The 23,670-nt window shown below is 63.4% G+C and carries 19 protein-coding genes and 1 pseudogene; 9 read left to right on the top strand and 11 right to left on the bottom strand.

What is annotated here, in order from left to right:
* The coding region (locus NKH90_RS26810) for an OmpA family protein (RefSeq protein ID WP_352822044.1) at positions 1–1,735 on the top strand (1,735 nt) is incomplete at its 5' end.
* A gap of 239 nt (positions 1,736–1,974) precedes the next feature.
* Positions 1,975–2,490, top strand: a complete 516-nt coding sequence (locus tag NKH90_RS26805) for a TIGR00645 family protein (RefSeq protein WP_352450730.1) — start codon at positions 1,975–1,977, stop codon at positions 2,488–2,490.
* 54 nt (positions 2,491–2,544) lie between these two features.
* On the opposite strand, the gene NKH90_RS26800 is transcribed toward NKH90_RS26805, so the two are convergent.
* The 3 genes from NKH90_RS26800 to NKH90_RS26790 form a co-directional block, all read right to left on the bottom strand.
* Positions 2,545–3,411, bottom strand: a complete 867-nt coding sequence (locus tag NKH90_RS26800) for an SDR family oxidoreductase (RefSeq protein ID WP_352473967.1) — start codon at positions 3,409–3,411, stop codon at positions 2,545–2,547.
* A gap of 114 nt (positions 3,412–3,525) precedes the next feature.
* A complete protein-coding gene (locus NKH90_RS26795) occupies positions 3,526–4,161 on the bottom strand; it encodes a helix-turn-helix transcriptional regulator (protein WP_352473965.1) in 636 nt (211 codons plus the stop codon).
* A 7-nt stretch (positions 4,162–4,168) separates the two neighbouring features.
* Positions 4,169–5,038 carry a S1C family serine protease gene (locus NKH90_RS26790; RefSeq protein ID WP_352822042.1) on the bottom strand — a complete coding sequence of 290 codons (870 nt, stop codon included), beginning with the start codon at positions 5,036–5,038 and terminating at the stop codon, positions 4,169–4,171.
* 169 nt (positions 5,039–5,207) lie between these two features.
* Here NKH90_RS26790 and NKH90_RS26785 point away from each other — a divergent pair, with 169 nt between their 5' ends.
* Positions 5,208–6,158, top strand: a complete 951-nt coding sequence (locus NKH90_RS26785; RefSeq protein WP_023678284.1) for a S1C family serine protease — start codon at positions 5,208–5,210, stop codon at positions 6,156–6,158.
* On the opposite strand, the gene NKH90_RS26780 is transcribed toward NKH90_RS26785, so the two are convergent.
* On the bottom strand, positions 6,155–6,580 hold the full coding sequence (locus tag NKH90_RS26780) for a VOC family protein (RefSeq protein ID WP_352771694.1): 426 nt from the start codon (positions 6,578–6,580) through the stop codon (positions 6,155–6,157). The genes NKH90_RS26785 and NKH90_RS26780 overlap by 4 nt on opposite strands.
* 66 nt (positions 6,581–6,646) lie before the next feature.
* Between NKH90_RS26780 and NKH90_RS26775 the strand changes: the two genes are divergently transcribed.
* On the top strand, positions 6,647–7,273 hold the full coding sequence (locus tag NKH90_RS26775; protein ID WP_352683626.1) for a TetR/AcrR family transcriptional regulator: 627 nt from the start codon (positions 6,647–6,649) through the stop codon (positions 7,271–7,273).
* Here the strand turns inward: NKH90_RS26775 and NKH90_RS26770 are convergent.
* A complete protein-coding gene (locus tag NKH90_RS26770) occupies positions 7,206–8,162 on the bottom strand; it encodes a LysR family transcriptional regulator (RefSeq protein WP_352450726.1) in 957 nt (318 codons plus the stop codon). The genes NKH90_RS26775 and NKH90_RS26770 overlap by 68 nt on opposite strands.
* A gap of 110 nt (positions 8,163–8,272) precedes the next feature.
* Here NKH90_RS26770 and NKH90_RS26765 point away from each other — a divergent pair, with 110 nt between their 5' ends.
* The 3 genes from NKH90_RS26765 (at position 8,273) to NKH90_RS26755 (ending at position 13,005) form a co-directional block, all read left to right on the top strand.
* Complete coding sequence (locus tag NKH90_RS26765; RefSeq protein ID WP_352491493.1) at positions 8,273–8,917, top strand: FMN-dependent NADH-azoreductase; 645 nt, start codon at positions 8,273–8,275, stop codon at positions 8,915–8,917.
* A 132-nt stretch (positions 8,918–9,049) separates the two neighbouring features.
* Positions 9,050–10,432, top strand: a complete 1,383-nt coding sequence (locus tag NKH90_RS26760) for a 3' terminal RNA ribose 2'-O-methyltransferase Hen1 (RefSeq protein ID WP_352822038.1) — start codon at positions 9,050–9,052, stop codon at positions 10,430–10,432.
* Positions 10,429–13,005: a polynucleotide kinase-phosphatase gene (locus NKH90_RS26755; RefSeq protein WP_352822035.1), complete on the top strand. Its 2,577-nt coding sequence runs from the start codon at positions 10,429–10,431 to the stop codon at positions 13,003–13,005. The genes NKH90_RS26760 and NKH90_RS26755 overlap by 4 nt, the downstream gene beginning before the upstream one ends.
* An 8-nt stretch (positions 13,006–13,013) precedes the next feature.
* Here the strand turns inward: NKH90_RS26755 and NKH90_RS26750 are convergent, their stop codons facing one another.
* Together NKH90_RS26750 and NKH90_RS26745 are read right to left on the bottom strand one after the other, a co-directional pair.
* Complete coding sequence (locus NKH90_RS26750; RefSeq protein WP_023678291.1) at positions 13,014–13,304, bottom strand: HlyU family transcriptional regulator; 291 nt, start codon at positions 13,302–13,304, stop codon at positions 13,014–13,016.
* Between the two features lie 112 nt (positions 13,305–13,416).
* On the bottom strand, positions 13,417–14,100 hold the full coding sequence (locus NKH90_RS26745) for a PadR family transcriptional regulator (protein WP_352491496.1): 684 nt from the start codon (positions 14,098–14,100) through the stop codon (positions 13,417–13,419).
* Positions 14,101–14,370: 270 nt separating this feature from the next.
* Between NKH90_RS26745 and NKH90_RS26740 the strand changes: the two are divergent.
* A pseudogene (locus NKH90_RS26740) lies at positions 14,371–14,628 on the top strand (DUF2798 domain-containing protein).
* Between the two features lie 63 nt (positions 14,629–14,691).
* Here the strand turns inward: NKH90_RS26740 and NKH90_RS26735 are convergent.
* The 4 genes from NKH90_RS26735 to dnaG form a co-directional block, all read right to left on the bottom strand.
* Positions 14,692–15,072, bottom strand: a complete 381-nt coding sequence (locus tag NKH90_RS26735) for a thiol-disulfide oxidoreductase DCC family protein (protein WP_352542055.1) — start codon at positions 15,070–15,072, stop codon at positions 14,692–14,694.
* A 210-nt stretch (positions 15,073–15,282) separates the two neighbouring features.
* The gene (locus NKH90_RS26730; RefSeq protein ID WP_292658752.1) at positions 15,283–15,576 is read right to left on the bottom strand and encodes a GYD domain-containing protein; all 294 of its coding nucleotides are present in this window, start codon (positions 15,574–15,576) and stop codon (positions 15,283–15,285) included.
* A 207-nt stretch (positions 15,577–15,783) separates the two neighbouring features.
* Entirely contained in the window at positions 15,784–17,805 is a 2,022-nt protein-coding gene (rpoD, locus tag NKH90_RS26725; RefSeq protein WP_023678297.1) for an RNA polymerase sigma factor RpoD, read from the bottom strand.
* A gap of 374 nt (positions 17,806–18,179) precedes the next feature.
* Positions 18,180–20,141, bottom strand: a complete 1,962-nt coding sequence (gene dnaG, locus NKH90_RS26720; protein WP_352683620.1) for a DNA primase — start codon at positions 20,139–20,141, stop codon at positions 18,180–18,182.
* A 282-nt stretch (positions 20,142–20,423) separates the two neighbouring features.
* Here dnaG and NKH90_RS26715 point away from each other — a divergent pair, with 282 nt between their 5' ends.
* Entirely contained in the window at positions 20,424–23,624 is a 3,201-nt protein-coding gene (locus NKH90_RS26715) for a putative Ig domain-containing protein (protein ID WP_352822031.1), read from the top strand.
* Positions 23,625–23,670: the final 46 nt, after the last annotated feature.

The raw sequence follows: 23,670 nt of genomic DNA, 5'->3' as shown, positions 1-23,670 counted from the left end.
CGAGTCCGAGCAACCCCGCAAGAAGCGGCGCAATCAGCAGCAGCAAACAGAATCCGCTCCGGCCGAGCAGATCGCTCCAGCCGAGACCGAGCAACCCCGCAAGAAGCGGCGCAATCGGCAGCAGATCGAAGCGGCCCCATCGGAACAACCGGCCGAGCAGGCAGCGCCGGCAAACGACAACCAGCCCAACGTCAACCCGCGCAAGAAGAAGCAAAAACAGAACCAGCAGATCGAGGCTGCCCCGGCAGAACAGGCTCCGACTGTCGAGCCCGGACAAAAGCCGGGCAAGCGCAAGAAGCCTGCTGAATTGACCGGACCCGCCACGGAGGCGGAAGGCCAGCCGGCGCCGACCAATAAGGAAGCGACCCCACAGGCCCAACCGGCTCCGATCGAGCAGCAGGCCGCTCCCGTCCAGGGCGAACAGCCCCAGGACAAGATCAAGAAACGTGGCAAGAGGCCTGTCGGCGAACAGCCGGTGACAGGAGAGCAACAGCCCTCGACCGGCGAACAGCCTTCGACTGGCCAGGCCGCGCCGGTCCAGGGGGAAAATCCGGTCCAGGGTGAAGCCCAGGCCAATCCGAACGAGGCACCTGTTCTGGACAGCCAGAAGGATGTCTTGCGCAAGCGCAAGGGTGGCAAGGAGCGCGGCCAAAATGCCGGTAAGCAGCAGGGCAACCAGCCCGCCCAGCAGGGCGAGAACCAGGTGGAAGCCCCGAAGCCGGCTCCGGTCGATCAGGGGCCGCCACCGACCGACGACCGGGCAGCCCAGCGGGAGATCAAGCCTGAAAAGATCGTTCCGGTGACCGAGGAAAAAGGCAAGCGCGTCGAGCGTGCGCCGGACGTCGAGGATGTTCGTCGTCGTCCGCGCCCCCAGGGTGCCAACGTTGTCAGGGAATTCGGCGACCGCGTTATCCTGCAGTTCAACAACCAGACGTTCGTCGAAAGCAGTGATGCACCGCGCATGCACCGCGGCGCCAGGAATGTCTATTACGAGGACCTGTCGGGCGATCGCACCCGGGAAATCGTTGAGCGTGACAATGGTGTCCGGATCGTCACCATCCGCAACCGCTACGGCGACGTCATCCAGCGTTCACGCTTCGCGCCCGACGGCCGCGAATATGTGCTGAGCTATGTCGACGAGCGGAACTATGACGACGATGCAGACTGGCGCGACCCGGGCGACGACCTGCCGCCGATGCGCCTTACCATCCCGCAAGAGGAATACATTCTGGATTCCGAAGAGGTCGAGGATCCGGACGACTACTACACCTTCCTCGAACGGCCGCCGGTCGAGAGGGTCCAGCGCCTCTATTCGATCGACGAGGTCAAGCGCTCGGCCCGCGTGCGCGACATCGCCCGCCGCATCGACCTCGACACGCTCAACTTCGAATTCGGTTCGGCCTCGATTTCCGACACCGAGGTCCAGAAGCTGGAGGGTGTTGCCAACGCCATGGACAAGCTGCTGAAGAAAAACCCGGCCGAGAGCTTCCTGATCGAGGGCCATACCGACGCTGTCGGCACACCGGAAGCGAACCTTGCTCTGTCCGACCGCCGCGCCGAGGCGGTCGCCGAAGCCTTGACCAACGCCTTCGGCATCCCGCCGGAGAACCTGACGACGCAGGGCTATGGCGAGGAGTATCTCAAGGTCAACACGTCGGGACCCAACCGCGAGAACCGCCGCGTCGCCATCCGCCGGATTACCCCCCTGGTAGCGCCTGTGGCCAGCGCCCAATAAACCGCAATGTGAACCGCGCGATTTGATCAACCATTGAATCGCGCGGTCATCAATCTTGAAACGCGCGGTTACCCATCCCAGATTCTGGAAAGGGCGTTCCCTGCCCTGTCCCGACTCCAGCGGGACACACGAGCCCCGCCGGTTCCCCTCCCCGGCGGGGTTTCGTTTTTTTGAAACCTTGCAAACCGCCGCAGCCTGCCCGAAATACGGCACTCCGACAACGGAGCCCGAATCGCCGCATGAAGCGCCTCGAACTCGCCATCGAATCGATCATTCTCGCCTCGCGCTGGCTGCTGGTCGCCTTCTATCTCGGACTGGGTGCGGCACTTGCCATCTATGCCGTGTCCTTCGGCAACAAGCTGTTCGAGTTCGTCTCCGTTGCCTTCACGCTCGATGACACCGACACCATCCTGAAAATACTCGGCCTCATCGATGCCGCGCTGGTCGCCTCACTGGTGGTGATGGTGATCATCTCGGGTTACGAAAACTTCGTCAGCCGCTTCGATGAAAATGACGGCAAGGTGCATTGGCTGGGCACGATCGATGTCGGCTCGCTGAAGGTCAAGGTCGCCTCGACAATCGTAGCGATCTCCTCGATCCACCTCTTGCAGGTGTTCCTGAACTCGGTCTCCTACACGACCGACCAGCTGATGTGGCTGACCATCATTCATCTGGCCTTCGTTCTGTCGGCACTGATGCTTGCCTATATCGACCGGCTGATGGGTCTTGGCAAAGCCAAGAAAGCCGAAGACTGAGCACACGTCTGTGCCGGTCTTTAAGAGATATGCCTGTCAGCTAGATACTTTCCGTCAGTAGATACCTTTGATTTTGGTATCCGTCCGGCCGAACACCTCGTCCGGCACAAAAAAGTCGCCGGCGAGCGGGCCTGTCGCACCCGGCGCATAGGCCGAGAAATCGCTGACGCCCTCAGCGCGCAGCACTTCTTCGTCAATGTAGAAATTGCCGGTCGCCTCACGCGACGGCCTGACCAGGATGGCGTATGCCGCATCGGCCATGATGTCGGGCGAACGGCTCATCGCCGCCACCGTCGCCCCGCCCAGGAGGTTACGCACCGCCGCCGTGTCGATGGTCGAGATCGGCCATAGCGAATTGACCGCAATGCCGTCCCTGGCGAACTCGGCGCTCATGCCCAGCGTGCACATCGACATGCCGAACTTTGCCATCGTGTAGGCGACATGGTTCTTGAACCACTTGGCCTTCATGTCGAGCGGCGGCGCCAGATTCAAGATGTGAGGATTTTCCGCCAACCTCAAGTGCGGAATGCACATTTTGGAGACGAGAAAAGTGCCGCGCGTGTTGATCTGGTGCATCAGATCGTAGCGCTTCATATCGGTCTCCAACGTGCCGGTGAGCTGGATGGCACTGGCGTTGTTGACGCAGATATCGACGCCGCCGAACCGCTCCACGGTCTTGGCGACCGCCTCGGCGACCTGTTCTTCATCCCGAATGTCGCACAGCGCCGGCAGCGCCTTGCCGCCGGCCTGCTCGATCTCGTGCGCCGCCGTGTAGATCGTCCCGGGCAGCTTCGGATGCGGCTCGGCGGTCTTGGCCGCGATCGTCACATTGGCGCCATCGCGCGCGGCGCGCAGCGCAATCGCCAGCCCGATGCCGCGCGACCCGCCGGAGATGAAAAGCGTCTTTCCCTTGAGCGACATCCTTGCGCCTTCCTGCAACATGAAAGACACGATCCTTGCGCGGCTGAGAACCGCCGCGCAAGGCCCAACACACCGCATGCGGGTTACGCTGCGTCGGCCTTGAGACAATCTGAACTAGACCAGCACCAGGCCCTGCCGCATGGCGATGGCAATCGCGTCGGTGCGGTTGGCGGCACCGAGCTTCGTCAGGATCGCAGCGACGTGGAACTTCGCCGTGTGCACGGAGATGTTCAGCCGTCGCGCGATGACCTTGTTGGGCGCGCCCTCGGCCAGCAGCGCCAGCACCTCGCCTTCCCGCGGCGAAAGCGTCGGCCGGACGATATGCTCGTCAGTCGGTTCCTCTTCGAACCGGTCGCTGCCATGGAAGGTCAAATCGTGATGCAGATCGGATAGAGCATGACTGTCACGCGAAATCCGGTAGCCCGCAGCCGCGAGCCGCGCGGCGGCGGCGATCAGCAACTCGTCCGCTTGCACGGGCAGCACGGCAAACACTGTATCGGCTGGCCGTTCGCGGGCCGCTCGCGACGATAGCAGCACGCGAGGCATAGCCGCGTCGACGAGCCCGCCTTGTAGCCCATGATCATCGACGATGGCGACATCCGCCGCCTCACGCCCGTCGACTTCGCCGGCCAGAACCGGCCGCAGATCATCGGTCGCGGCGAGAATGGCGGACAGACTTCGCGTGCGCTCGGCGTCACCGAGCGCGATCAGCACCGTCAGCCGTCTGCCAGCGACCTCACCGCTTACCATCTATCCCTCAGCTCAGTGGCTTTTCACCGATGGTCAGGGAAACCTCACGATTCTCGCCGCCGCGCACCACGCCGAGTGTCACCAAGGCACCGGCGCTGTCCGGCCCGAGCTTGCGGATCAGCTCGCGCGGGCCATGCACCGTCTCTGCGTTCCACGACACGATGATGTCGCCGAGACTGAGACCGGCTGATTTCGCCGGCCCGTTATCGTCGAGACTCATCACCATGGCGCCCTGTGTATCACCATTGCGGACCGGATGCAGGCCGGCGCCAAGATAGCCGCGCGCCACATGACCCTTCTCGCGCAGCGTCGTGACTGCCCGCTCGATCGTTTCGTAAGGCATGACCAGCGCCCGCCGGCGTGGCCCGAACAGCAGCATGCCGATCAGTCCGCCCTTGGCATCGAGCACAGGGCCACCTTCGAAACGGCCGCCGGCATTGACGGCAAGGTTGATGCGCCGGTCGATCGTGCCGCCGCGCATTGAACGCCAGGCCGGGCCGACCTCGCCGACCGTGCCCAAGGTAGCGAGCGAGGTGCCGTCGCTATTGCCCGCCACGACCACCAGGTTGCCCGGCCGCACCGCATCCGCCTTTACCAGTGCCGGGGCGGCCGGCGCGCCGGCCGGTTTCAAAACGGCCGTGCCGGTGGACGGGTCGCGGCCGACCAGTTCCGCCTTGACGGCTTCGCCCGAAGAAAACGTCAGCTCGATCTCCTCGCCGGCCTCGACCGCCTCCTCGGCAGTGACGAAATAGCCGTCCCGCCAGTGGAAAGCAGTTGACGTCCGGTGGTGCGTCGCGAAGCTGGCCGTCGCTGGTGCCGCGGCTGCCGCGATGTCGGCAATGGCGTCGGAAAACGTGCTCAGATTGAAATCGCTCATGATTTATCTCCTGGGTTCTTCGTGACCCAGATATCGCCCGGCAGGGCGTTGGCGGATACTCGCCTGACGGCTAGTTGGGCATGTGACTGGCCATCTGGTCAGGTCGCGGCCGGTCCGGCCGCTCCGCACATATAGGCATTGTTCATCTTGTTCCAAACGGAGCCCTCGGATGGCCCTGCCCGCCCAGCAATTGCAATATGACGATGCCCTTCTCGATGCCTATTCGGCGACGGTCGCCGATGCCGTCGACCGCATCGGGCCCGCCGTCTGCCGCATCGAGCGCATCGGTGGCCCGGGTGGCCATGGCTCCGGCTTCGTCATCGCGCAGGACGGGCTGGTCGTCACCAACTTCCACGTCGTCGGCGATGCGCGCAGCGTACGCGTGTCAATGCCGGACGGCGCCTCCAGGGAAGGCCGCGTGCTCGGCCGCGATCCCGACACCGACATTGCGCTGGTGCGCGCCGACGGCAACTTTGCCGACGTCGCGCCGCTTGGCGATTCCAAGCGTTTGAGGCGCGGCCAGATTGCAATTGCCATCGGCAATCCGCTCGGCTTCGAATGGACCGTCACCACTGGCGTCGTCTCGGCACTCGGCCGCTCGATGCGTGCCTCCACCGGCCGGCTGATCGACGACGTCATCCAGACCGACGCCGCGCTCAACCCCGGCAATTCTGGCGGACCGCTGGTGTCCTCGGCTGGCGAGGTGATCGGCGTTAACACCGCGATGATCCACGGTGCGCAAGGCATCGCCTTCGCGGTTGCTTCCAACACCGCCAATTTCGTCATCTCGGAAATCATCCGCTTCGGCCGTGTGCGCCGTGCCTTCATCGGCGTTTCCGCCGATACCACCAACCTGCCGCGCCGCGCAGCCCTTTTGTCGCAAGTATCGAGCAGCACGGCGGTGCGCCTGCGCACCGTCGAAAAGAACAGCCCGGCGGCCAAAGCCGGCCTCAGGGAAGGCGACATTATTGCCGCCATCGACGGCCGTCCGGTCACCGGCGTCGACGATCTGGTGCGCATGCTCGACGCCGAGCGAATCGGCCGCGAGACACTATGCACGGTGGTGCGCCGCTCCGGCATTACTCAGGTCACCGTGATGCCGTTGGCGAGGGCAAGCTAGCGCGCCGCAGCACCCTGCGCATATTGCGCCATAAATTCTGGGCTCGGCGGGATTTGCCTGATCACGTCGATCAGCACGCCGTTGGGATCCCTGGTGATGAAATGACGCTGGCCGAAGGGTTCGTCGCGCAGCGTCCGCAGGATCGGCAGGCCAGCGGCGGTGATCCGCTTATAGATGGCATCCGGATCCCTGACCTCGAAATTGATCAGCAGACCAGATGTGCGGCCCCGCCCTTCCTCCGGGATCGTCTCATGATCGCCCTGGACGATGCCGAGGTTGACGCGACGGTCTTCGGCTGAGCGCAGATGCACGTACCAGTCGGCCTCAAACAGCGGCTTGAAGCCGAAATGCGCAACATAAAAGGCTGCCGTGCCGGCAACGTCGCTCGTCATCAGCACCGGATAATAGCTCGTCGTCCTCATCTTTCCTTCTCCCGGCAAATAACATACAGTCTGCATGTAAATGGCAATAACATACAGGCTGCATGTATGCAACAAGGATCCGCTCGTCGCTCCAACCGTGATCGCACCGAGGCGACACGCGCTGAGCTCATCGCCGCGGCTCGCAAACTGTTCACCGAAAAGTCCTATGCCGAGACCGGCACACCCGAGATCGTCGCCGCTGCCGGCGTCACGCGCGGCGCGCTCTATCATCACTTTGCCGACAAGCAGGCGTTGTTTGCCGCTGTGGTCGAACAGGAGGCGCAAGCCGTCTCGGAAGAGATCGAACGCGCGTCGCCGCCTTCGCTATTTGCCCGCGATGCGCTGATTGCCGGCTCGGATGCCTATCTGGCTGCCATGCGTGCGCCCGGCCGCACGCGGCTCTTGCTGCTTGACGGCCCGGCCGTGCTCGGCCGCGCCGCCATGGATGCGATCGACAATCGCCATGGCAACCGTTCGCTGCGCGACGGCCTTGTTGCCGCGATGCGCTCGCACTCCATGACGAGACTGCCTGTGGAAGCACTGACCGCTTTGCTCGCAGCCGCCTTCGACCGCGCAGCGCTCGCAATCGAAACTGGAGCATCGATCGAGGACTATCGCGCCGTTCTCATGGCGCTGATCGACGGCCTGTCTCCGGCTCCTCCTCAGGTATCTCACCCGGTTCGAACTCGTTGAAACAGCCTAGCTGGCGCTTGAACTGGTCGATCAGCCAGGCGGCCGCCGGTTTCGGGCTGCGATCGGCGCGGTGCATGGCATAGAGCGGCGAGCGGACTTCGCTGTAAGGCTCGAGATCGAGTTCGACGAGCCGGCCGGTCGCCAGATCATCGGCGATGAGCCATCGCGGCAGCCCGCCCCAGCCCAGCCCCTCGCGCATCAGCACGTGCTTGGTGCGCACATCCGTCAGCCGCCAGGTGCGGTAGGCGAAGACGCCATAGTCACGCCCGCGCGTACGCTCGGACTGGTCCGAGACGACCAGTTGGATGTGTTCGCGGACATCCTCTAGCGCCACTGGTCTCGGCAGCAGCGCCAGAGGGTGATCAGGCGCTGCGGCTGGCACCAGGGAGAAGAAGCCGATGCGAAGCAGATTCACGTCCGTCTCACCCAGAAGCCCCCCGATGCCGAGATCGGCCTGTCCGCCGACAACATGATCGAGGATAAGGCCAAGCGAGCCGATATGCAGACGCAGCGTCACGGCCGGGAACTGCGCCTCGAATGCCTTTAGCACCCGAACCAGCACCGGCGACGGTAGCGTCACGTCGACCGACAGCGTCACTTCCGCCTCCAATCCCTGCCGGTATCCGTCGACACGCGAGCGGATGCGTTGCAGCACGCCGACCATGCGCCGCGCATCTTCCAGCGTCGCCTTGCCGACATCGGTCAGTTGCGGTTCACGCGTGCCCTCGCGCTCGAACAGCTTCAGCCCGAGCTGCGCTTCGAGGTTGGCGATGGCGTAGCTGATCACCGATTGCGCGCGATTCAATTTGCGCCCGGCGGCCGAGAAGCTGCCGGTCTCGGCCACCGCAACCAGGATCTGCAGTTGGTCAAGCGTCGGGTTCGGTTGCATCGTTCAATCCACATTTTAGATGGATAATATACAAAATATACCAGTTTTTCAAATGGGTCTGCGCACACATATCTGCCGGGAGATTTTGATCCAACCCTGGAGACCCCATTATGTCCATCCTTCTTGTCACATCGAGCCCGCGCGGCGCTGCCTCACACTCGACCCGTATTGCTACTGAATTCGCCGAAAAGCTTGTTGCCGCCGATCCGTCGAACACGCTTGTCGTGCGCGACCTCGTCGCCAATCCGTTGCCGCACATCGATGCCGATTATGCGACCGGCATCTACACGCCGGCCGAAGCGCGCACCTCGCGCCAGGCTGAAGTCGTTGGCGTCTCCGATGTCGTGCTAGATGAACTGTTCGCCGCCGATTCGGTGATTCTCGCCACCGGCTTCATCAACTTCAACATCTCCTCGACGCTGAAGTCCTGGGTCGATCACATTGCCCGTTCCGGCAAGAGCTTTGCCTATGGCGAGAACGGCCCCAAGGGCCTCGTCACCGGCAAGAAGGTCTACATCGTGCTGGCTTCGGGCGGCATCTATTCCGAAGGTGCGGCCGTGCAGTTCGATCACGCCATTCCCTACCTGCGCAGCGTGCTTGGCTTCCTCGGCATGACCGATCTCGAGGTCATCCGCATCGAAGGAGTCGGTATGGGCGCCGATGCGGTGGCAGCAGCGCTGGCCAAGGCCTCGACCAAGGTCGACGCCATTGTGGCCGCGACCGGTAATGCCGAGCGCGTCGCCACCGCGGCGTAAAGCGTCAGCATCGTCTGAATTGTACAAGGGCAGGCGCCCGGCGCCTGCCCTTGTTGTCGTTGGCGACAACCTATTGTGGTGGGCCACACAACCGCCATTGGTTATTCCGCTTGTCTGCGCTATCGGTCGCGGATGTTCCTTTCCGTTGCCACAACGCACCGTCCGGCCACCGATCTCGGCTTCTTGCTGCACAAGCATCCGGATCGCCTGCACGAGACCGACCTGTCTTTCGGCAAGGCGTGGCTGTTCTATCCCGAGGCAACCGAAGAGCGTTGCGAGGCTGCACTCCTGCTCGACGTCGACCCGGTGGGACTGGTGCGAGGCAAGGGCCAGTCAGAAGGCTTGCTAGACCAATTTGTGAACGACCGGCCTTACGCTGCATCATCCTTCCTGTCGGTGGCGCTGAACAAAATGCTGCGGACGGCGATGACCGGTATATCGAAGGAGCGCCAGGAACTAGCCGACAGCGAACTGCCGCTGGAAGCCGTGGTCACGCCACTGCCAACGCGCGGCGGTGAGGTTCTGGTTCGAAGTTTGTTCGAACCCTTGGGCTGGACAGTCGATCTGACGCCAATCGAAGGAATCGGGGGTGCTGCGGGCGAGCCCCGATACGGCCATCTGAAGCTGACCGGCACGGGCCGGCTCAGCGCCTTGTTGAACCACCTCTATGTGCTGATCCCGGTGATGGACGATGCCAAGCATTACTGGGTCGGCGAAGCAGAGATCGACAAGCTGCTGTCCAAAGGCGAAGGCTGGCTGGAAAACCATCCGGCCAAAGACCTGATCGTGCGCCGCTATCTGGGCAATCGCCGGGCTTTGGCCCGCATCGCCCTGGAGCGGCTGGCTCCCGAGACGGCTGGCGAGGCACAACCTGCCGAGCCGCGCGTTACGCCCGAGGAAGCGCTGGAGACGCCTATCCGGCTCAACGATCTGCGCATGGACGCAGTTGTCCACGCCATTCGGGCGACGGGAGGAACCACTGTTGCGGACCTGGGATGCGGTGAAGGCAAGCTGCTCGACAGGCTGGTGCGCGAGCGATGGATTCACAAGCTGTTCGGTCTGGATCCGGCGGCGCGCGAACTGGAATGGGCCGCAAAGCGTCTCAAGCTGAACGAATTAGGCGGGCCGCCCGAGGGCCGGGTCACGCTGCTGCATGGATCGCTGACCTACCGCGACAGCCGTTGGGCCGCAGCCGACGTCGCCGTTCTGGTCGAGGTCATCGAGCATCTCGACGAGGACAGGCTGCCCCTGGTCGAACGCATCGTTTTCGGTGAGACGGCGCCCAAATCCGTCATTGTGACCACTCCGAATGCGGACTACAACGCTCTGTTTCCAAGACTGGTCCCTGGCGCATTTCGCCATCCCGATCACCGTTTCGAATGGAGCCGGGCTCAGTTCCAAGCCTGGGCGGCCAAAATCGGCGAGATCTATGGCTATGCAGCCACCTTCAGCGGTATCGGAGCCGAGGACCCGACCCTCGGCGCCCCCACCCAGACGGCAGTGTTCACCCGATGAGAGAACCTGATAAGACCAACCTCACCATTCCTGACTTCGCCCTCGTCGTGCTGATCGGCTCGACCGGATCGGGCAAGTCGACTTTCGCCACCAAGCATTTCCTGACGACTGAGATTATCTCCTCGGACCAGTGCCGGGCGCTGATCTCCGACGACGAAACCGACCAGGACGTCTCTGCGGATGCCTTCGATCTGGTTCGCGAAATAGCCGGCAAGCGGCTCAAACACCGCAGGCTGGCCGTCATCGATGCCACCAATGTGCGAGCCGCCGACCGCAAGCCCTGGATTGAGCTGGCGCGCAAGTGGCACGCTTTGCCCGTCGCCGTGGTCCTCGATCCAGGCGTCGAGGTGTGCGTCGCACGCAATGCGGTGCGAGCCGACCGGCAGTTCGGCGCCGGGGTCGCCCAGCGCATGACAACCGAGGTCCGCAAGGGTCTTGGGGGCCTCCAACGCGAGGGCTTCCGCCAAGTCTGGAAGCTTACCAGCGAGGCCAGCATCGACGCGGCCGAGGTGTCGCGACAGCCGCTGTGGACCGATAAGCGCGACGACCATGGCCCGTTCGATATCATTGGCGACATCCACGGCTGTTCGGATGAACTTCATATCCTGCTCGCTCGACTGGGCTACAGCGTCGCCTGGTCTGAGTATCAGGGCGACCGAACGGTCACCGTGGTTCCACCAGAGGGCCGCAAGATCGTCTTTGTCGGCGACCTCGTCGATCGCGGCCCCAACTCGCCCGACGTGCTGCGCATTGCCGTGAGCATGGTCGCGGCTGGAACGGCTTACTGTGTCCAGGGCAACCATGAACGCAAACTCAGCCGCTGGCTAGAAGGCCGCAAGGTCACTGTCGCTCACGGCCTCCAGCAGACTCTCGATCAGCTAACTGCACAGGACCGAGGCCTGCGCGAGGCGCTGCCGGCCTTTCTCGACGGCCTGCGCAGCCATGTCTGGCTCGATGGCGGAGGCCTCGCCGTCGCCCATGCCGGCCTCAAGGAAGAGATGATCGGACGCGGTTCAGGCGCTGTGCGCGAGTTCGCTCTGTACGGCGAGACCACAGGCGAGACCGACGAGTTCGGGCTGCCCGTCCGTGCCGACTGGGCTGCGGCCTATCGTGGCAAGACGGCCATTATCTATGGACATACGCCCACGCTATCGGCCGAATGGGTCAACAACACCCTGTGCATCGACACCGGATGCGTATTCGGCGGCAAGCTGACGGCCTTGCGCTGGCCGGAACGCGAACTGGTCGAGGTGCCGGCAATCCAGACCTGGTCGGAGCCGATACGTCCGCTGGGCGGGTCCGGTCCCGGTAAATCGGCACAGGCCGACGCCGACGGCGTGCTCGATTATCAGGATGTCTCCGGTCGCCGTTGGATCGAGACCGGACTGAGGGGCCGGATTGTCGTGGCCGAGGAGAACGCGTCGGCAGCACTGGAGGTGATGAGCCGCTTCGCGCTCTCGCCGCAATGGCTGATCTATCTGCCGCCGACCATGTCGCCGTCCGAGACCAGCAGCCAGGACGGCTGGCTGGAACGTCCGGAGGATGCCTTCGCTTACTTCCGCGAGCGCGGCGTTGCGCAGATCGTGTGCGAGGAGAAGCACATGGGTTCGCGGGCAGTGATCGCGCTCTGCCGGAACGCGCAGGCGGCACGCAGCCGCTTCGGGGTCCCTGGCGACGAAACCGGCGCAATCTGGACCCGCACCGGACGCTCCTTTTTCAATGACAGTGCCATGACGGAGGACCTGCTCGCCCGTCTTCGCACCGAGGTCGACGCGGCGGATCTGTGGAAGGAATTGAACAGCGACTGGCTGCTGCTGGACGCCGAGATAATGCCTTGGTCGGCCAAGGCCGGCAGTCTGATCGAAAGCCAGTATGCGCCTGTGGCGATATCCTCTGCCGCCGGTTTCAAGGCCAGCAACGAGGCGCTGGCCCGTGCGATGGCGCGCGGCGTCGATGCAGCCGGCCTGAACGCACGCCTTGAAGACCGGGCCGTCCGCGCAGCCAAATACGCCACCGCCTGGGCGCCCTACGTATGGCCAGTTTCGGGCGTCGAGGACCTTAAGGCCGCGCCTTTCCACCTGCTGGCCAGCGAGGGACGTGTTTGGTTTGACCAGGACCATGTCTGGCACATGTCGCTCGCGGACCGTCTGGCTGCCCGTGGCGGCGTGGTCACGCCGACTCGATGGCGTATGGTTGACCTCGCCGACGGCAGCGCGTGTGCCGAGGCCGTCGCCTGGTGGGAAGCACTGACCGGCTCAGGCGGCGAAGGCATGGTGGTCAAACCACGCGACTTCGTCAGCCGTGGCGAGAAGGGGCTCATCCAGCCGGCGCTGAAGGTCCGCGGCCCGGAATATTTGCGCATCATCTATGGTCCCGAATATGATGCACCCGACAATCTCATCCGCCTCCGAGAACGCGGCCTGGCCGGCAAGCGCAGCCTGGCGCTCCGGGAGTTCGCGCTTGGCCACGAAGCGCTAACGCGATTTGTCGCCAAGCAGCCGCTACGCCGGGTTCACGAGTGTGTCTTCGCCGTGCTGGCGTTGGAAAGCGAGCCAATCGACCCAAGGCTGTAGTAGCCGATCTATCCGAAGATCTTTTCGCCCTGCTCGTCGACCAGCTGGATGCCCTTTTTGATCGAGATGTCGACGGCATCATCAAGCCCGGCAAAGCGGTCGGCGCGGATGAATTTGTGCTCCTTCATCACGCCGTCGATCTCTTTCGAAACCACGCCGCAGGTCTGGTACTGGCCCTCCGCCTTGTAGGGCGTGGCGCTGATCAAAAATCCCTTGTGCTCGATCTGCTTTGCCGGCGCCGCTGTCTTTGGCTCGGCGGCTTCGTTGCCTCCGCCGAAAAGACGCTTCAGAAAAGACATGGGGTATCCTCCAACGGCAATCATCCTGCACCACATAGCGCGACGCAGGATGATTTTCAGTACCGGTCCTTGGCTGGACCGGCAAGGGCCGCCTGCGGCTTGCCGTTAGAGGTCAGTCGCGCGTCAGTGCTTCCAGGGCTTCCGCGGCAGCTTCCAATATGCTGATTGCCTCGGCCTGCTTTGCTTCAGGCGCATCGACGATCTCGCCGAGCGCGGCGCGTAGCCGGTGGCGCACGGCGCGAAACTCGTCGCGCTTTTCCGAGCGGCCGCGGCCGCGCCGGCCACCGTCGCCGTCATCGTTCCAGCCGAACCAGTCGCGCGCCTTGGCCATCTTGCGGCCGAAGCGCTCGAGATGTTCGAGCACGTGGTCGATCATCTCGCGATTTTCGTTGAGGTGCGCCTGCCCAGCCTCGGTGATTGAAAACACCTTCTTGTTGCCTTCCGCCGCAGAAACGGCGTAGCCGGCCTCCTCCAGGAAGGTCAGCGTCGGATAGACCACGCCGGGGCTCGGGCTGTAGACGCCGCTGGTGCGCTCCTCCAGCGCCTTGATGATGTCGTAGCCGTGCCGCGGCGCCTCGGCCAGCAGTGACAGCGTGATCAGCTTGAGATCGCCGTCGGCCAGCATGCGGCCGGCGCGGAACATGTCGCCCGGCCCGCCGCGTCCGCCGCCTCTCATGCCATGCCCGAACGGGCCAAAGCCGCCGCCACGTCCGCCGAACTTGCCGGCCATATGCATGAAGACGCGCTCGGCGCGTTCGCCGAAACGATGATGGCTGAAATGATTGTCTTTGTGCATTGTCTGCTCCTTGAGTTATGTCTTACGATATATCTCAACTAAGTGCCCGCCACGGCCGAGTCAAGATATATCTTACGATGTATCTGAAAATGGCACCAGCAGGATTGATTTCGCCAGCGAGGGCAGCTAGACGGTGCATGAGGGCCGAAGGCCGCTCCGTAAGCGTCTGACGTGAAGCAACGCATCCACCCCGGTCGTTCCGGGCAGTTACGCCGACAATACCGGCGAATGGGTGCAAGGCGACGAACCGGATGCTTCAGGGAAATCCAAATGACCATGAAAACCCCGCGCAGCAGGCTGCCTGCGCGCTATGCCGCCGTGCTCGGCCCGCTGGTGCTGTCGTTGCTGACGACGTTCATCGTGTCGTTCATCTCGACACTGAAAAGCCTTGGCTTCCAGCCCGACATGCTGGCCACTTGGCTGACGGCTTGAGGCCTGTCCTGGCTGGTGGCCTTTCCGACGCTGCTGCTGGTGCTGCCGGCGGTGCGCCGCATCGTTGGCTGGCTTTGCGAGCCCGTGGCTCGATAGCAGGGCACGCGAAAGGCCCGGAAACAATCTCCGGACCTTTCGGTGCGGAGCGCATAATACCCGTTACCAGCGGCCTTTGCGCCGGTTCCAGGCATAGAGCAGATCGGCAAAGCGATCATAGCCATAGCGCGTCAACGGCAGTGCGCCGGGATTGCCGAACAGTGTTGCGAGCCAGGCTTCGCCGGGCGTCGTGCGCCATACAGCAATGGCAACATCGGCGCCGACCAGCAATTTGCCGTCGGCGTCGATCGCATGCAGCCGGCGCCGGATGTCCTCCAGGCCGATGCCGTACCCGGCCAGCGCCGCCGGTTCGGCATTGATGTCGCGAAATTCGATCCGCCCGGCCTTGACCGCCTCGATCAGCCGCCGCTTCTGCCGGCTGATGCCGGCATCGCAGACCGGACAGCGCGTATTGTACCAGACAGTCAGCAGAGGCTTGGCCATGTTTCGAAACGGCACCAGAGGACACGCACGGATTATCCGAGAAATGCCGTTGCGCCGCAACGTGACACGATACCGGCGGAATGGCCGGCTTCGCTGATCCAGGTCGCCCAAAGGGTACGCAGCGGTTTTACGATAACGACATGCATAAAAAGAAGAGTTTAAAGCGCGTCGCAAGGGCCGTTCAGCGCGACGCGCTTCAGGCGCCGCGGCTCAGCCGAGCGAGGTGATGATCTCGCGATAGGCATCCTCGGGGAAAGCCTTGAGTGTCCGCGTCCTGACGTTTCCGCCTGTCGCCAGCATCAGCGAGAAACGAGCCAGGACAGCATCGTCGGGCGCTTCGAGCACGGCCACCATGTCGCAATCCCCCATGGTGAGATAGAATGCCTTAAAGGACCCGCCCATGTCTCCCAGCAGCTTCTTGGCGGCATCGAGCCGCTTCGGCGATTCGCGCACATTTTTGGCGCCTTGCTCCGTCCAGTTGATCAGCACGATGTAAGTTGTCATGGCACACCTCCCTCCGGTGCCACGGAGCACGGCGTCAAACCGCCGGGGCGGGCATCCGGGTTTGTCGCCCAGAGAATGCGTCCGTCGCGGAATTATCCTCTCGTAGGGCACGACCCGCAAGAGCGGCGCGTCCAATCGTGATCGCCTGTGTCCAAACGGAAAAGGGCGCCACCGGCGCCCTTTAAACTGCTTGTCCGTCACCCGGCCTCAGCTGTCGAGGAAGCTTCTGAGCTTGCGCGACCGGCTCGGGTGCTTGAGCTTGCGCAGCGCCTTGGCTTCGATCTGGCGGATGCGCTCGCGGGTGACTGAGAACTGCTGGCCGACCTCTTCAAGCGTGTGGTCGGTGTTCATGCCGATACCGAAGCGCATTCTGAGCACGCGCTCTTCGCGCGGCGTCAGCGAGGCCAGCACGCGCGTCGTCGTCTCGCGCAGATTGGCCTGGATCGCCGCGTCGATCGGCAGGATCGCCATCTTGTCCTCGATGAAGTCGCCAAGATGCGAATCCTCCTCGTCGCCGACCGGCGTTTCGAGCGAGATCGGCTCCTTGGCGATCTTCAGCACCTTGCGCACTTTTTCCAGCGGCATGGCGAGCTTTTCCGCCAGTTCTTCCGGCGTCGGCTCGCGGCCGATCTCATGCAGCATCTGGCGCGAGGTGCGCACGATCTTGTTGATCGTTTCGATCATGTGCACCGGAATGCGGATGGTGCGCGCCTGATCGGCGATCGAACGGGTGATCGCCTGCCGGATCCACCACGTCGCGTAGGTCGAGAACTTGTAGCCGCGGCGGTATTCGAATTTGTCGACCGCCTTCATCAGGCCGATATTGCCTTCCTGGATCAGGTCGAGGAACTGCAGGCCGCGATTGGTGTATTTCTTGGCGATGGAGATGACGAGGCGCAGATTGGCCTCGACCATTTCCTTCTTGGCGATCGCGGCTTCGCGCTCGCCCTTCTGCACCTGGTTAACGATCTTGCGGAATTCCTGGATCGAAATCGCCGTCTCGGTGGCGAGGTTCTGGATCTCGGCGCGCAGGTCGCGGATGGCGTCCTTCTCGTTCTTGGTGAATTCCTTCCAGCCGCGCGAGGTCAGATTGCCGATCGAGCGCGTCCAGTTGGGATCGAGCTCCGAGCCCTGATATTCCTTGAGGAATTCCTCGCGGCGCACGCCATAGCTTTCGGCCAGCCTGAGCAGCTTGCCTTCGTTCTGCACCAGGCGCTTGTTGATGTCGTAGAGCTGCTCGACCAGCGCCTCGATGCGCGCCGTGTTCAAGGACAGCGACTTCACCGCCTTGATCAGCTGGTCCTTCAATTCCTTCAGCCGGCGGTCCTGGCTGGGCGACAGCGTGCCCGCGGCAGCCAGCCGGTTCTCGACCTGCTGGTCCTGCAGCTTGCGCAGTTTCTTGTAGGTGTCGGCAATGACGTCGAGCGTCTCCATCACCTGCGGGCGCAGTTCCGCTTCCATCGCCGCCAGCGACAGGCTCGCCTCGTCATCGTCTTCCTCGTCGTCGTCCACCAGGCCACGCGTGTCGCCGCCGACATTGGTAATGTCGTCCTCGTCCTCGCGCGAACGGCGCGACTTTTCCTCGGTCTTGGCTTCCTCGATACGCTCGACAACCGGCGCCTGCTTGGCCTCCGGCCCGGCATAGGTCGCTTCAAGATCGATGATCTCGCGCAGCAGGATCTTCGATTCGTTGAGCTCGTCACGCCAGATGATGATGGCCTGGAAAGTCAGCGGGCTTTCGCACAGGCCCGCGATCATCGTCTCGCGGCCGGCCTCGATGCGTTTGGCGATCGCGATTTCGCCCTCGCGCGACAGAAGCTCGACTGAGCCCATCTCGCGCAGATACATGCGGACCGGATCGTCGGTGCGGTCGGTCGGCTCTTTCTTGGTCGTGGTGGCGGCGACGGCGGTGCCGGTCTGCTCGGCCAGCTCGTTGGCGTCTTCCTCGGCGTCAGCGGCGGTGTCGGCGGCTTCGGGCTCCTCGCCCTGCTCGTCGTCCTCGACCACGTTGATGCCCATGTCGGAAAGCATGGCCATCGTGTCCTCGATCTGCTCGGAGGTCACTTCCTCCGAGGGCAGCACCGAATTCAGCTCGTCCATGGTGACATAACCGCGCTTCTTGGCGGCCTTGATCATCTTCTTGACAGCATCGTCGGAAAGGTCGAGCAGAGGGCCATCGGTCGCGGCCTCGCGTTCGGTCTCGACTTCTTCCTTTTCTTTTGTCGCCATAGTCTTTATTTTCTCCAAGCGGCTGAGTATCAAAGCCGCGTAAGCTGCCGGTCCGGTCAAATTGGATGCGCTCTTTCCAGAACGCGCTTTACCGGGCCAGTAACTGCATCTCTCGTTAAGTCCAGATTAACCCTGATATCTGTGGCAAGCTGACTGCCTGTCCAGTGATCAGTACCTTACATCGCTGCATTCCCGTCGATGCCGGGGCGGGTTAACGTTTCGAATCGACCTGATTCCGCCATTCTGCCGGAAGGTCAAGCGCCTCTCGCATGATTCGCATGAAAAAAGCGAATCAATTACCCGACTTAGAGCACCGCACGCTTGATTCAACGCGCAAGCACGTCCTTACATTTCAGTCTTCTGGAGGCTTCAATCTAAACGCGCCCAGCTCTGCCCGACGATATGCCAAACCCTTCGATCAGCGCTTCCGTTGCCTGCACATCACGAAATTGCGCCTGGATTTCGACCAGGTGCCGGTAATTTTCGTCCGTGGGATCGCTGGCGAGCGCTGCTTCCGCCTGCTTCAGCTCCTTATGTAAGGTGCGCGCGCTGCGCTGCAAGTGGAGAGCTTGGCTGAACGCATCGCGAGCATCGTCGAGCGCTGCCGTTTCCAGCGCCGGCCATTGCCGCGCACGCTTGATCAGCGCCACCGCGCGCTGCCAGATCTCACCGCAGCCGGCCCGCTCGATCGTCGCGATTACAGCCTCGCGGTTGTTGGCCATATCGTGCGCCATGGCGTCGAGGATGGCCGCATGCAGCCGCTTCAGATCGGAATTGGCGAGATCGAGGAACTCGACATGGGCGAAATTCTCGTCGATCAGCACGGGATGGTTGACGAGGGCCGCAATGATCGTCGCCTCGCGCACCGACATGCCCTCGCCGCCGCGTTTGACCAGCGCCGAGCGGCCGAGGCTTTCGGTGATCGCGGTGCGCCCACCGGCATTGCCGCCACGTGCAAACTGTCCGCCGGGTGCTGAGACCCTGCCCGGGAAGCGCTCACCGGGCCGTCCGTCCTGACGTCCCTGGCGTCCGCGCTGGGCACCGAAGAAGCTCTGCACGCGCTCGCGCATTTCCTGTTGGTAGTGGTAACGAAGGCTCTCGTCGCGGATGCGGCTGGTCAGTTCGCGTAGCGTCTTTTCGAGCTCCGCCCGCCGTTCAGGCGTGTCGAAGATGCCGCCGGCGGTCTCGCGCATCCACAAGAGGTCGGCCAGCGGCCGTGCCTCGGAAAGCACGGCGCGGAACGCATCCGGCCCGTCACCCTTGACCAGATCGTCGGGATCCTTGCCCTCCGGCAGCAGGGCGAAGCGCACGGAGCGGCCTGCCTGGACCGCCGGCAGCGCCATGTCGGCGGCGCGCCACGCTGCCTTCAACCCGGCCTGGTCGCCGTCGAAGCACAGCACCGGCTCGCCAGCCATGCGCCATAGAAGTTCGAGCTGGTTTTCAGTCAACGCGGTGCCGAGCGGCGCCACCACGTTTTCGAAGCCGGCCTGCGCCAGCGCGATCACATCCATGTAGCCCTCTACGGCAATGACCGTGCCGCCCTTGGCCAGCGCCCCCTTTCCGAGCGCTTGGCGCGCACGGGCGAAATTGTAGAGCACGTTGCCTTTGTGGAAGAGCTCCGTATCGGGCGAGTTCATGTATTTGGCCGGCGCATCCGGCGCCAGTGCCCGCCCGCCGAAGGCGATGATCTTGCCCCTGGAATCCGGGATCGGGAACATGATGCGGTCGCGGAACCAATCGTAGGAAACCGGGACGTCGTCGCCATGGCGCACCAGCCCGCACGCCTCGATGTCGGCCTTGGGGACACCCTTGGCGGCAAGATGCTCCTTCAGCGCATTGCGGCTGTCGGGGGCATAGCCGAGGCGGAAAGACTGCTGCGTCGCCGGTGTCAGCCCCCGGTCGCGCAGATAGGCGCGGGCCTTTGCCCCTTCCGGTCCCTGCAGCCGTTCCTGGAAGAACGCCGTCGCCATCTCCATGACGTCAGTCAGGCTGGCGCGTTCCTTTTCGCGCCGCTCCTCCTGGGCATCGCGAACCGGCATCGGCACGCCGGCCATGTCGGCGATCTTCTCAACCGCTTCAGGAAAGCTCATCCCGTCAAGTTCGGTCAGGAACTTGAAATGGTCGCCCGAAACCGAGCAGCCGAAGCAATGGTAGCGGCCCTTCTTGTCCTCGCAGTGGAAGGACGGGCTCTTCTCGCCATGGAAGGGACAGCAGGCCCAATAGTCGCCGCGCGGCGCGTTAGTCTTCTTCCTGTCCCACGCGACGCGCTGGCCGATCACCGAAGAAATCGGCACGCGGTCGCGGATCTCGTCGAGGAAAGCAGGCGGAAAGCGCATGGGGGACAGCTCGTTTGGCCTCCATATAATCACGCCGGCGAAGCCCGACGACTCCTAATGCGGAACCATACCCGGTTTTCACAGGGCCAAGGGGTCCAGGCGCCTGACGTTGCGTGGCCGCCACACCGCAGCGGGAATAGTCTCAAGCTTACCTGACCCGTGGCTTCAAGATTGACTTTGCATGAACTCGCCAATCTAGATGATCATAAGCAAAGGCGACTCGTCCGGAATTCAGCGCCCGTAGAGAGCAGGCCCGCCGGTCGGGGGATTTTGGGGGACGGGGTGACCGTAGCTCTGGATGCGCATGTCACCATGCGGCTGCGGCGTTTGCCGTTGTCCGCACTTTCCTTTCTGTTGTCGTCGATTTTCCTGCTTTTGTTCGCAACGCTGAGGCGCGCCCTCGCCGCCATTCTCGTGCTCGTGCTCGTGCCGACCGCGGCGTTCGCGCTGCCGACGGTGACCATCAACCAGGCAGCGGGCCAGAGCGATCCGGCGGGTTCGTCACCAATTCGGTTCGACGTGGTCTTCAGCGAGCCGGTGACCGGCTTCAATGGCAGCGACGTCGATCTTTCCGGCACCGCCGGCGCCACCACCGCGTCCGTTACCGGCTCCGGCAGCTCCTACAGCGTTGTGGTCAGCGGCATGACGGGTTCAGGTTCCGTCGTGGCCACAATACCGGCCGGCGTGGCAACCAACGCCAGCGTTGATCCGAACGAGCCCTCGACCAGCACCGACAATACCGTCACCTACAATCTGCCGCCGCCAGCGCCGCTGACAGTGACCATCAACCAGGCTGCCGGCCAGAGCGATCCGACCGGTTCCTCACCAATTCGGTTCGACGTGGTCTTCAGCGAGCCGGTGACCGGCTTCAATGGCAGCGACGTCGATCTTTCCGGCACCGCCGGCGCCACCACCGCGTCCGTTACCGGCTCCGGCAGCTCCTACAGCGTTGTGGTCAGCGGCATGACGGGTTCGGGGTCCGTCGTGGCCACAATACCGGCCGGCGTGGCGACCAACGCCGCCGTCGATCCGAACGAGCCCTCGACCAGCACCGACAATACCGTCACCTACAATCTGCCGCCACCGCCGCTGACAGTGACCATCAACCAGGCTGCCGGCCAGAGCGATCCGACCGGTTCGTCGCCAATCCTCTTCGACGTGGTCTTCAGCGAGCCGGTGACCGGCTTCAGCGGCAGCGACGTTGTGCTTTCCGGCACCGCCGGCGCCACCATCGCTGTCGTCACCGGCTCCGGCAGCACTTTCAGCGTCGCGGTCAGCGGCATGACGGGTTCAGGGTCCGTCGTGGCCACAATACCGGCCGGCGTGGCAACCAATGCCGCCGTCGATGCGAACGAAGCCTCGACCAGCACCGACAACACGGTCACCTTTACACCGCCCGTGATCACGGTCTCGCCGCCGTCATTGCCCAGTCCGGTCTACAACCAGGCCTATTCGCAGCAGCTGACGGCCAGCGGCGGTATGACGCCCTACACTTTCGCGCTGACGTCCGGAACCCTCCCGTCGGGCATCAGCTTCGACGCGGCCGGTCTGCTCTCCGGAATCCCGACTAATACCGGCACGTTCAACCTGGTCGTGGCGGCAACCGACGCAAACGGTTTCATCGGTTCGAAATCCTACACGCTGATCATTGCCGAGCCGACCGTCGAGCTGACGCCGGCATCCTTGCCAAACCCCGTATACAACCAGGCCTATTCGCAACAGCTTGCGGCCAGCGGCGGCGCGGTGCCTTATACTTTCGCGCTGACGTCCGGAACCCTCCCGTCGGGCATCAGCTTCGACGCGACCGGTCTGCTCTCCGGTACCCCGACCAATACCGGCACATTCGACTTCACCGCAGTTGCAACCGATCAGAATCGGAAATCCGGTTCCAAGGCCTATTCGGTGACCATCGACAAGCTTGGCACCACCACCTTGGTCGTTTCCAGCCTCAACCCTTCCAATCAGGGCGATCAGGTCACTTTCACGGCAACGGTTTCGGCTCCCGGCAATCCGCCGCCGGCCGGAACGGTCACCTTCAGTGTCGACGGCTCGCCCGCTGCTACGGTCGCGCTCGCCGGCGGTACCGCCGCCCTGACGACGTCCGCCCTCCCGGTCGGCACCCGTCAGGTCGTCGCGACCTACAATGGCGACGCGAACAACGCGACAAGCACCTCCAGCGCGCTCGCCCAGGAAGTCCACGCCCTAGGCTCCATCACCATCCGCCAGACCACCGACAGCGGCGACGGCTCCTTCGGCTTCTCCTCGCCGGCGCCCGGCCTCAACTTCACCATCGCCACCAGCAGCGGCTCCGGCGACGGACCGGCCGTTTCGCTGCAGACCGGCTCCTACAGCGTCACCGCCGCCGACATGACCGCCGCCGGCTTCGCCTTGACCTCGATCAGTTGCAACGATGGCGATTCCGTCGGCAATGTGGCGAACCGCACGGCCGTGATCAACCTGGCGCCCGGCGAAAGCGTCGTCTGCACGTTCGCCAGCACCAATTCACGCGAAAATACCACGGCGCTCATCAAGGAATTCATGGAGACACGCGCCAGCCTCATCCTGGAGAACCAGCCCGACATCCAGCGCCGCATCGACCGGCTCGACGGCGTCGCCGGCGGCGGCAGCCCAGTGGCCACCCTGCTCGCGTACCTGCCCGGCATGGCCGACACCAACTCGGTCAATGTCAGCGCAAGCCTTGCCTCCATGCGGCGGCTTGGCGGGGAAGATGCCAACAGCCTGTTCGACATCTGGTTCGAAGGCACTTACAGCCGCTTCGACATCAATGACCAAGACGGCAAATTCGCCCTCGCAACCTTCGGCGCCGACTATCTGGTCAGCCGCAATCTGCTTGTTGGCGCCTTCGTCCAGATCGATCGTACCGACGGCTTCACCGGCAGCGGCGGCGGAACCGCCGAGGGCACCGGCTGGATCGCTGGGCCTTATTTGACCGCTCGGCTGACGGACAATCTGTATTTCGATTTGCTCGCCGGAGCTGGAAAATCCTCGAACAGCGTCAGCCCCATGGATACCTACACCGACGGCTTCGACGCCAGCCGTTGGATGGTCAGCGCCACGCTGCAAGGGGAATGGCAATATGACGCCTGGACCTTCTCGCCGCGGGCGCGGTTCTCCTATTTCGAGGAAAAATCGGGAGCCTATGTCGACGGCCTGAACGTCCCCATTCCCTCCGTCACCGCCGGCCTCGGCCAGATCGCCTTCGGCCCCGGCGTTTCCTATCGCCATGTCACGGATGACGATGTTACCCTCGACTTTAACCTGCGGCTCGACGGCGTCTTCGACATAAGCGACACAGCGACCGAAAGCGGCGCCGACAATTTCCATGGCCGCGTCGGAGCCGGCGTCGATACCCGCATGCCGGGCGGCATGCGTCTCGGCCTCTCCACCAGCTATGGCGGCATCGGCTCCGATTCGGCGAAGTATTTCAGCGGAACCGTGAAACTTTCGGCCGCGCTGAATTAGGATCAAGATGGGCCAATGAAAAAAGGCGGCCTTGGCGGGCCGCCTC

The organism is Mesorhizobium sp. M0898, from assembly GCF_040319695.1.
In the GTDB taxonomy this organism is placed as follows: domain Bacteria; phylum Pseudomonadota; class Alphaproteobacteria; order Rhizobiales; family Rhizobiaceae; genus Mesorhizobium.
Note: the sequence above shows the minus strand (reverse complement) of the source record. Positions and strands in the feature narration are given on the sequence as shown.